General features: G+C 71.0%; 6 protein-coding genes. 3 read left to right on the forward strand and 3 right to left on the reverse strand.

The window, feature by feature from the left end:
• Window positions 1-82 precede the first annotated feature (82 nt).
• The 3 genes from AUC47_RS16465 to AUC47_RS16475 are packed head-to-tail and all read right to left on the reverse strand — an operon-like array spanning window position 83 to window position 3,443.
• The gene (locus tag AUC47_RS16465) at window positions 83-652 is read right to left on the reverse strand and encodes a cysteine hydrolase family protein (RefSeq protein WP_256999650.1); all 570 of its coding nucleotides are present in this window, start codon (window positions 650-652) and stop codon (window positions 83-85) included.
• Window positions 649-2,109, reverse strand: coding sequence for a purine-cytosine permease family protein (locus AUC47_RS16470; protein ID WP_096716274.1), 1,461 nt, complete (start codon window positions 2,107-2,109; stop codon window positions 649-651). The genes AUC47_RS16465 and AUC47_RS16470 overlap by 4 nt, the downstream gene beginning before the upstream one ends.
• 47 nt (window positions 2,110-2,156) lie before the next feature.
• Window positions 2,157-3,443 carry a M18 family aminopeptidase gene (locus tag AUC47_RS16475; RefSeq protein WP_096716275.1) on the reverse strand — a complete coding sequence of 429 codons (1,287 nt, stop codon included), beginning with the start codon at window positions 3,441-3,443 and terminating at the stop codon, window positions 2,157-2,159.
• Between the two features lie 202 nt (window positions 3,444-3,645).
• Between AUC47_RS16475 and AUC47_RS16480 the strand changes: the two genes are divergently transcribed.
• The 3 genes from AUC47_RS16480 to AUC47_RS16845 all read left to right on the forward strand — a co-directional run.
• A complete protein-coding gene (locus AUC47_RS16480; protein WP_096716276.1) occupies window positions 3,646-9,192 on the forward strand; it encodes a DUF7507 domain-containing protein in 5,547 nt (1,848 codons plus the stop codon).
• Between the two features lie 236 nt (window positions 9,193-9,428).
• Window positions 9,429-10,295: an EamA family transporter gene (locus AUC47_RS16485; protein WP_096716277.1), complete on the forward strand. Its 867-nt coding sequence runs from the start codon at window positions 9,429-9,431 to the stop codon at window positions 10,293-10,295.
• A 370-nt stretch (window positions 10,296-10,665) separates the two neighbouring features.
• Window positions 10,666-10,989 (forward strand): hypothetical protein (locus tag AUC47_RS16845; RefSeq protein WP_218838235.1); only part of this gene is annotated, 324 nt, incomplete at its 3' end.

A 10,989-nucleotide genomic window follows, 5' to 3' on the forward strand; every position in this document is an offset into this window, starting at 1 on the left:
GCTCGGGAATTCGGAGAGCCGTCCGTTTCTCGGATGAGCCGTGCGACATCGTCGGAGAAACGGCGATGCGTCCGAGATCCGCTCAACGCGCGGCGAGCACCGTCGCCGTGTCGCCGACCGTGAGCTGCGGCGGATACAGCCCCATGACGTGCAGCGCCGCGGCGTGGTTCTCGGCCGTCGAACCAGCGCACGCGTCGGCGGCGATCGTCACGTGCGCCCCCGCATCCGCCGCCGCGAGCGCCGTCGAGAGCACGCAGCAGTCGGTCGACACCCCGGCCAGCACCACGCGCGCGCCGCGCCCCACGATCGCCTCGATCTCGGCGCCCCACTTGCCGAACGTCGGCAGGTCGAGAGTCGGATGCGGCGAGAGGTCGCGCGCCTCGGAGACGAGCTCGAACAGCGGGTCGTCGGCAGGGCGGTCGGCGAACGGCCACTCCGCGAAGTAGTCGCCCCACGCCGTGGAGCGGTCGGCCGTCGGCATCCATCGCGTCACCAGCACGCGGTCGCCGAACGCCGCGGCCAGTTCGCGGATGCGCACGATCGCGTCGCCGAAGAACGGCGATCCCCACGCCGAGTCCGGAGAGGCGAAGATCGTCTGCGGATCGATCACCACGAGCCAGGGCTGGGTCTCCGAGTCGGTCGAGGGGCTCACGCGGTCTGCTCCTGTCGACGGATCGTCGCCGCCCGCGCGAACCAGGTGACGACGAACGACAGCACGAGCGCGAAGAACACCCCGAGGTTCGCGTAGGCCCAGTCGCCGTCTCGACCGCCGATGAGGAACAGGAGGTAGCCCTGCCAGTTGTTCCACGGTGCGGCATCCGCGAACGAGTTCACGACGAAGCCCCAGCCGATGACGCTCGCGATGATCATGGTGCCGATCGACGTCCAGTCCCACGCGCCGTAGCGCCCGCGGCTGTCGAACAGCGCCTCCTCGTCGTAGTCCTTGCGGCGACGCAGGATGTCGGCGATGAGGATGCCGGCCCAGGACGCCAACGGCACGCCCAGCGTGATGAGGAAGCTCTGGAACGGTCCGAGGAAGTCGGTCGCGACGAACACGACGTAGATCGTGCCGAGGGTGAGGATGACGCCGTCGATCGCGGCCGCCGAGGGGCGCGGGATGCGGATGCCGAGGCTCAGCAGGGTGAGGCCGGACGAGTAGATGCCGAGTACCGCTCCGGAGACGAGGGCCAGGACGGCCGTCAGCAGGAACGGCACGAGCACCCACACGGGAAGGATCGTCGCGAGCGCGCCGATCGGGTCGCCCGCGATCGCGTTCAGCAGATCGTCGTCGGAACCGCCGAGCAGCAGACCGAACACGACGAGGATGACGGGGGCGATCGAGCCCCCGATCGTGTTCCACGCGACGATCGCGCCGTCGGAGGCCGTGCGCTTCTGATACCGCGACCAGTCGGCGGCGATGTTGATCCAGCCGAGTCCGAAGCCGGTCATCACCATGACGAGGGCGCCGATCACCTGCCCGATTCCGCCGTCTGGCCGCGCCAACACGGCCGCGAGATCGATCGTGGGCGCGGCGAGGATCACGTACACCACCGTCACGACGCCGGTGATCCAGGTGAGCACCGACTGCAGCCGCATGATCGTGTGATAGCCCAGGACGGATGCCGCGACGATGAGCGCCGCGACGATCACGGTCGCGATGATCTTCAGGGCGACGCTGTCGCCGTCGCCGCCGAGCTGCGAGATGACGGTGGCCGTGGCGAGCACCGCCATGATCGCGAGGAACGTCTCCCAGCCGATCGAGGTCAGCCACGAGACGATGCCCGGGATCTTCTGCCCCTGCACGCCGAAGGCGGCGCGCGACAGCACCATGGTCGGCGCCGATCCGCGCTTGCCCGCGATCGCGATGAGTCCGCACAGCAGGAACGACACGACGATGCCGATCACCGACACGAGCGTGGCCTGCCAGAACGAGATGCCGAAGCCGAGCACGAACGAGCCGTACGACATGCCGAACACCGACACGTTGGCCGCGAACCACGGCCAGAACAGGTCGCGCGGCTTCGCGGTGCGCTCGGACTCGGGGATGATCTCGATGCCCGCGCGCTCGATGAGGGCGCCGCGGGTCTCGACGGGCTGGATCTGCGTCATCTGCTCATGATGGCACCGCCGTGGGGCGATGAGGCAGAGCGTGACGATCAGCCGGCGAAGAAGGCTCCTGCGACGCGCGTCAGGTCGTGCAGGTCGGAGACCCCGGCGAGCTCGCGCGCGGAGTGCATCGACAGGATCGGGATGCCGACGTCGACGGTGCGGATGCCGAGGCGCGTCGCCGTGATCGGACCGATCGTCGACCCGCACGGCACATTGTTGTTCGACACGAACTCCTGGGTCGCGACGTCGGCGGCGTCGCACCAGTCGCGCCAGGCGGCGGAGCCGACGGCATCCGTCGCGTAGCGCTGGTTCGCGTTGAGCTTGAGGATCGGACCCGAGCCGAGCACCGGCTGCACCACGGGGTCGTGCTTCTGCGCGTAGTTGGGGTGCACCGAGTGACCCACGTCGCTCGACAGGCACCACGAGGAGGCGAACGCCTGCCTGCGCTGCGATGCGTCGGCACCCAGCGCGTCGTACACGCGGCCGAGGACGTCTTCGAGGAACGGGCCGGCCGCGCCGGAGCGCGAGTTCGACCCGAGCTCCTCGTGGTCGAAGGCGGCGAGCACGGCGATCGGACCGGAGTCTGCGACACCGGCCCGCTCGAGCGCGGCGACGCCGGCGTGCACGGAGGCGAGGTCGTCGAGGCGGCCGGAGGCGAAGAACGCGTCATCCTTGCCGAACACCGCACCGCGCGCAGCGTCGGCGATCACGACGTCGTAGCCGCGGATGTCGGATGCCGACACGTCGGCGGACCCGGCGAGCTCGGCGAGGATGTCGGCCTCGGCGACGTCGCCCAGGCCCCACACGGGCTGCGTCTCGGCCTGCTTGTCGAGAGCGAGACCGTTGTTGTTGACGCCGCGGTCGAGGTGCACCGCGAGCTGCGGGAGGCGCAGCAGCGCGCCGGTGTCGGCCAGCACGACGCGGCCGTCGGCGAGCGCGAGGCGACCGGCGAGGGTGAGCTCGCGGTCGAGCCAGGAGTTCAGCAGCGGGCCGCCGTAGACCTCGACGGCCGCCTGGAGCCAGCCGCGTCCGCCGGTGGTCGGCTGGGGCTTGAGCTTGAATCCGGGCGAGTCGGTGTGCGCTCCGAAGACGTGGGTCGGGGTGGTCGCCGCAGCATCCGTCGGCACGCTCCATCCGATGGTCGCGCCGTCGCGCACCACGACGTATCGTCCGCCGGGGCGCACCTCCCACGCCTGCTCCTCGTGCAGTCGCTCGAACCCGGCCGCCTCGAGGCGACGGGCCGTCTCGGCGGCGGCGTGGTAGCTCGAGGGAGAGGTGGCGACGAAGTCGGCGAGATCCTCGGCGTGCGTGAGGGCGTCGGGGGTGACGGGCATGGTCGACCTTCCTGATGGCGTCCTTCGATCGTAATCGGAGGGCTGGGCGACGAGCACTCGGGAGCGGCCCTCGAACGAGCGTTCCTCCGGGCGCCGGCCTACCGATGTTGGACGTTCAGCGCGCTCTCAGCTATCGTCCCTTGGCAAGGAGTTGCGTCGTGCGGACGGCGTGGGGAGACTCCGGGGGAATCAGGGGGCAGCTGTGTCTGCACACGCGCACTCACGCATCCGTCGTGTCGTTGCGGGGGCCACGGCGGCGCTGCTGCTCGCGGCGGGACTGACGGTCGTCACGCAGGCGGTCGCGCCGCTGCCCGCGTCGGCCGCGCAGGATCCGACGCAGTGCGCCGGATCGTTGTCGCTCGCGAACGGCAGCTTCGAGCAGCCGGCGTTCACCGGCGGCGTCACGATCGTCGACGAGAGCTCGATTCCGGGGTGGACCACCACCGCGACGGACAGGCAGATCGAGATCTGGCGCTCGCCGGGCAACCCGCGCGGGTATCCCGCGGCCCAGGGCTCGCAGTTCGCCGAGCTCAACGCCTTCCAGGCGAGCATGCTGTATCAGGATCTCGCGACGACGCCGGGACAGACGCTCTACTGGTCGCTGAAGCACCGTGGGCGCGAGGGCACGGACACCATGAGCGTGATGATCGGCGTGCCTGGCACCGCATTGACGAACGTGAGCGGCTCGCTCGCCGACGGCACCGCGGCCTGGGGCACCCACACCGGGTCGTACACGGTGCCCGCCGGGCAGACGACCACGCGATTCGGCTTCCAGGCCCTGACCACCTCGACAGGCAGCCCGTCGGTCGGCAACCTGCTCGACGACATCTCCTTCGGCACCGGTCCGTGTCTCGTCTCGACGAAGACCGTCGCCAATCTGACCCGCGGCGGCACCACCGCCGAGGTCGGCGACACCCTGCGCTACACCGTCACGACCCGCAACGACGGCGGCAACCCGGCGCTGCAGTCGGTCTCGACCGACGTGCTCCCGGCCGGGATCGATCTGGTGCCCGGTTCGATCCGCATCGTGAGCGGCGCCGGAGCCGGCGCGCTCACCGGCGCGACCGGCGACGACCGCGGCGAATACGCCTCGGGATCACGCACCCTGCGGGTACGCCTCGGCGAGGGAGGGACGGCCGCGGCAGGCGGCTCGATCAGCGCCGGTACCGTCACCTCCTACACGTTCGACGCGACAGTGAGGGCGGATGCTGCGGCGACCACGATCGTCAACGAAGCGCGGGTCGCCTTCCGCGAACCCGTCACGAACCTCGCCCGCACCTCGGTGACCCAGGAGGCCGTCACCCCGGTGAATCCGGCAGCCGATCTCGCGATCACCAAGACCCTCGACACGGCACCGCTCGTGGCAGGGCGACCGGCGACCTTCACGATCGGCGTCACGAACAACGGGCCGCAGACGGGCACCGGCGTCACCGTGACCGACCAGGTGCCGGCGGGTCTCGCCGCTGTGCAGGCGACCCCGAGCTCCGGCACCTGCACCGTCACGGGCACCGTCTCGTGCGCACTGCCCGACCTCGCGGTCGGCGCCAGCGCGACCATCACCGTGACCGGCACCGTGTCGCCGTCGTTCACGCCCGGTGCCGCGCTCACCAACACGGCGACCGTGGCCGGGTCGCGCTTCGACCCCGTCCGCGCGAACAACACCGCGACCGCGTCGGGGACCAGCACCGCACTGGCCGACCTGTCGGTGACGAAGACGCACGCGCCCGCCGCCCCGGTGGCCGGACAGAACGTCACGTACACGCTCACGACCCAGAACGCCGGCCCTTCGGAGGCTCGCGATGTGCGTCTGAGCGACCCGCTCGACCCCGACACGACCTTCGTGAGCGCCGCGTCGGGGCAGGGCACCTGCGCGGTCGCCGACGGCGTCCTCGACTGCGAGCTCGGCACGCTCGCGCCGGGAGCCACGGTCGTCACCACCGTCGTCGTGCAGATCGCGGCCGGAGCGACCGCGGTCGTGCAGAACTCCGTCGCCGTCGCGAGCAGCACTCCCGACCCCGATCCGGGCAACAACGTCGACACCACGAGCTTCCAGCCCGACATCATCGCCGACCTCGCGGTCGTGAAGACGGCATCGACCGACCAGGTCGCGGCCGGCGGCACGGTCGACTTCTCGCTCGCGGTGAGCAACCTCGGCACATCGGATGCAGTGAACGCCGCGCTGGTCGACACCGTGCCGACCGGGTTCACGGTCACCGGCGTGCAGGCCCCGTCCGGGGCGAGCTGCACCTTCACGGCGACGGACGTTCGCTGCGTGTGGGAGGTGCTCCCCGTCGGCGGACCGACCACGGTCGTCGTGAGCACGGTCGTGGCCGCCGACGCCCCCGCCGGATCGGTGGTCAACACGGCATCCACCGCCTCCCCGGCCGACGACCCGAACCCGGCGAACAACTCCGACTCCGCCGAGGTCGAGGTCGTGCAGAGCGCCGATCTGTCGATCGTGAAGTCGGCGCCCGCGACGGGCGTTCCCGGCGGGGCGTTCGCGTACACGCTCACCGTCACGAACGGCGGCCCGTCGGTCGCCCGCGGCGCCACGCTCTCCGACACGCTGCCCGCCGAACTCCTCGGGGCGGCGGTCGCGGACGCCGGTTGCACGATCGCCGCAGGCACCGTGTCGTGCGAGCTCGGCGACCTCGCTCCCGGTGCATCCGCGACCGTCACCGTGAACGGCACCTGGAGCGCGACCGCGACCGGGACGATCCGGAACACCGCGGCGACGACCTCGTCGACTCCCGACCCCGACTCGGGCGACAATTCCTCGACGGTCGACGTCGCTCTCACTCCGAGCGCCGACGTCAGCGTCGTGAAGACGACGGCCACCCCGAGTGTGCCGCTCGGCGGGACCGTGTCGTTCACCATCACGGTGAGCAACGCCGGGCCCTCGGCGGCAGCGGGTGTCGTCGTGTCCGAGCTCGCTCCGCCCGGACTCGCCGTGACCGCGGCCACGCCGTCGCAGGGCACCTGGGCTCCCACCGACCACCGGTGGACGGTCGGCACGCTGCTTCCGGGGCAGTCCGCGACGCTCGCGGTCACGGCGACCGCCACGGTGGTCGGCACCCGCACGAACGCCACCACGGCGACCTCGCCGACGCCCGACCCCGATCCGTCGGACAACACGGGCACGTCGACGGTCGAGGTGACGCCGTCGGCCGATCTGTCGATCGTGAAGACGAGCTCCGCGAACCCGGCGCCGTCGAACGGGACGATCGCGTACACGATCGTCGTGTCGAACAACGGGCCGAGCCGGCCATCCGCCGTCGCGATCTCCGACCCGCTGCCCGCCGAGCTGCTGAACGCCACGACGCCCACCGCGAGGTGCTCGATCGCGTCGGGAACGCTGAGCTGCGCGGTCGGCACGCTCGCCGTCGGTGCGACGTTCACCGCCACCCTGAGCGGCACGGTCGACCCCGCAGCGCCCGGCGCGACCCTGGCCAACACCGCGACGGTCACCTCGACCACGCCCGACCCCGACCCCTCGGACAACACCTCGACCGTCGAGGTCCCGATCGCGGGGACGCCTCGGGTCGAGCTCGTCAAGAACGTCGCCGCTCCCGTCGACGCGACGGGCGACGGTCGGATCGGCGCGGGCGACACGGTCGCGTACACCTTCACGGTGCGCAACACCGGCGACGTGACGATCACGAGCGCCGCCATCTCCGACCCGCTCCTCGGCGGCGGCGTGACCTGCCCGACGCTCACCGCGCCCCTCGCGCCCGGTGCATCGGCGACCTGCGGCCCGATCCTCTACACGCTGACCCAGGCGGACGTCGACGGCGGTGAGGTGCACAACGACGCGACCGTCGTCGCCGACTCGGCGCGGGGTCAGGCGACGGACGACGCGTCCGCCGATGTCGTCGTGCCCGCGGTGAACAGCATCGTCCTGACGAAGACTCCGAGCACGGTGGTCGACCTCGACGGGGCGGGGGAGGTCACCGCCGGTGACACCATCGCCTATACCTTCACCGTCACGAACACCGGCACGACGACGCTCGTCGACGCGACGATCGCCGACCCGATGCTCGGCGGCACGGTCGTCTGCGCAGCGCTCGACGGGACGGCCCTCGCACCCCGCCAGTCGGTCGTCTGCGCACCGGTGGACTACACGCTGACTCAGGACGACATCGATGCCGGCGTCGTTCGCAACACCGCGACGGTCACCGCCGGCGCCCCGGACGGGACGGTGTCGGACTCGGCATCCGCCTCGGCCGACATCGACCGCACGGCCGGTGTCGACCTCGTCAAGACGCCGGGTCAGGTGCAGGATGCGGATGCCGACGGCGCGATCGGCGCGGGCGACACGGTGTCGTACACGTTCACAGTGCGGAACACGGGCACGACGACGCTCACCGGCATCACGGTGGCGGACCCGCTGCTCGGCGCGGGAGCACTCTGCACCATCCCGCTGCTCGGGGTCGGCGACTCGACGGACTGCGGTCCGTTCACGTACGTGCTCACGCAGCAGGACATCGAGGACGGCCGGCGCCCCAACACGGCGACGACCGCCGGAACGAGCCCGCTCGGTGCGGTGCGCGACACCGCCGCCGCCGAGGTCGTGTTCGCCGGCACCCCGGCCGTCGAGCTCACGAAGACCCCGACGCAGCCCGCCGACGCGAACGGCGACGGCATGATCGGCGCCGGCGACACCGTCGCGTACTCGTTCACGATCCGGAACACCGGGACCACCGTGCTCACCGGCGTCGTGCTCGACGATCCGCTGCTCGGGGGAGCCGTCGACTGCGCGGCGCTCGACGGCCTCGCGCTCGCACCGCAGGCGTCGGTCGACTGCGGTCCCGTCGACTACGTGCTGACGCAGGTCGACGTCGACGCCGGCACCGTGCGCAACACCGCGACGGTGACGGGCCAGTCGGTCGCCGGGCCCGCCGACGACGACGCCACGGCCGACGTCACCGTCATCGGAACGGATGCGCTGACCCTGCTGAAGTCGGCGGCCGCTGTCGTCGACGCCAACGGGAACGGACGGACGGATGCCGGCGACACCATCGCCTACACGTTCACCGTCACGAACACCGGCACGACGACGCTGGCCGGCGTCGCGGTCTCCGATCCGCGTCTCGGCGGCGACGTGGTGTGCGCTGCGACCGAGCTGGCTCCCGGGGAATCGACTGTCTGCCAGGGCTCGGCTGCCGTGCTGACCCAGGAGGAGATCGACGCGGGCGAGATCGTCAACACCGCGACCGCGACCGCCACGGGCACCGGAACGGGTACCGAACCGCCGACCGCCGAGGACACCGTCGTGACGCCGCTCGTCGGCCAGCCGGCGATCGCCCTCGAGAAGACCGGCGGCGACTTCACCGACGCGAACGGCTCCGGCCGCATCGACGCCGGCGACACGATCGCCTTCCGGTTCGTCGTGACGAACACGGGCGCGAGGACGCTGACCGACGTCGTGATCGACGACCCGAAGCTCGGCGGGGGGCTGGACTGCGGCATCCCGACCCTCGCTCCGGGCGCCACGGCATCGTGCGGACCCGTCTCGTACACCCTCACCGCGGCGGATGTCGCGAGCGGGACCGTCGTGAACGTCGCCACCGTGAGCGGATCGGCGGGAACGGTCATCGTCACCGCCGCCGCGACTGCGACCGTCGACGTGACGGCGCTCGCCACGACCGGCGGCGTCATCACCGGCCTGGGGTGGGCGCTGGCACTGTTGGCGGTCGGTCTGCTCGCACTGCTCGTCGCGAGGGTGCGTCGTCGCGAACTCGCGGAGTGAGGTGGAGGTGAACGGGATGCCGACGGCATCCCGTTCACCCGCCGGTCATCTTCGGCGGGTACGGTGGTCCCGATAGCGCCTAGGGTTCCGGGGCGCGGCGGAGTTCTTCGGATCGACGTCGCCCCGACTGGTCCGAGCGGCGCCACGGAAGCCCTCCGCAGGGCCGCCGTCATCTGACAGGACAAAAGCCCGGAGGACCCTGTTCGTCGCGCCCGCGGCGGATGGAAGGGTCTTCCATGTCGACACTCGCGTTCGTCCTCGTCATCGCCGCCGCGGTCTCGCACGCCGCATGGAACGTGATCGCGCACGGCGTCAGCCGCGCAGGGACGCCGTTTCTGTGGTGGGGAGCCGTCGGCAGCACGGTCGTGTGGGCCGGCGCGATCCCGTTCACCGGCGGCATCGGCACCGACGACCTCTTCGCGTTCGCTCTCGGGGTCGGCGTCTCCGGCGTGCTGCACGTCGTCTACATGGCGGTGCTGCAGCGCGGATACCGCGAGGGCAATCTCTCGACGGTGTACGCCACCGCGCGCGGCACGGGGCCGTTCCTGTCGGTGATCGTCGCGGTGCTGCTGCTCGGCGAGCGGCCGTCGGTGGTCGCGCTTCTGGGGGTCGCTGCGATCATCATCGGTGTCGTCGCGATCGGACTGGTCGACCGAGGTCGCGCGACGCGGCATGGACGAGGCGTCGACCTCGGGCTCGTGTTCGGACTCCTCACCGGCGTCGCCATCGCCGCGTACACGATCTGGGACGCGAACGCCGTGCGCAGCTGGAGCCTGTCGCCGGTGGCGTTCATGGTGGGGACGACGCTGCTCGAGATCCCGTTCTATACGCTCGGCGTGCGGCGCCGGTGGGGTGCGGTGCGGATGCTGTGGCGCACTCAGTGGCGCAGGGTCGTCGCGTTCAGCATCCTGTCTCCTCTGTCGTACATCCTCGTGCTCACGGCGATCCAGATCGCCCCGGTCGCGCTCGTCGCACCTCTGCGCGAGGTGAGCGTGGTGCTGGTGAGCCTCTTCGGCGTCTTCGTGCTCCGGGAGAGTCGGCCGGGGTGGCGCATCGCGGCATCGGTCGTCGTCGCCGCGGGGATCGTGATGCTCGCGCTGTGACCGGCTGCGCGTTCTGGCGGCGGTCGGTGCCGGAACCTGTCCCTCTGCGATCGTCGAGGAGAGGAGGGTCGCCTCATCCCGGGTCGTTGAGCGAGCGGAGCGAGTCGAAACGCGGTGAGGTTCTTTTCGCGTTTCCTCCCGGTCGTTGAGCGAGCGGAGCGAGACGAAACGCGGTGACGTTCTTTTCGCGTTTCCTCCCGGTCGTTGAGCGAGCGGAGCGAGACGAAACGCGGTGAGGTCTCGGTCGAGTTCCTTCCGTACTTCTTCCCTGTTCCGTGGTGTTCCGGTGTTCTGGAATGGTCTTCTGACCTGGCCTGTTTTCGGTGGTTTCCGGCCTGTGAATGTCGGTGGTCGCGGGTTGGATGGGGGTATGTCCCATCCCGCCGAGATGCTTGCTCAGGTCGTGTCCGACCTGGATGCGGTGCTGTCCGACACCGCCCTTGCGGGCCTGTCGGATGCGGACCGGGTGCGGGTGTTGCAGGTGGCGGGTGCGGTCGCGCGGCGGGTGGATGCGGTGGTGGTGGAGACTCTCGGGTCGACGAATCCGACGGATCTCGCCCACGGGGCGGTGTCGGAGTGCGCAGGAGCTGGTGCAGCGCACGCTGTTGGTCGACGGGCCGGGTGCGGGGCGGGTGGTGAAGGCGGTAGGGGTGGTGCGGCGGGAGTCGAGCCTGGTGTCGGGGGAGTGGTTGCC

Source organism: Microbacterium sp. SZ1 (genome assembly GCF_002362255.1).
GTDB lineage: Bacteria > Actinomycetota > Actinomycetes > Actinomycetales > Microbacteriaceae > Microbacterium.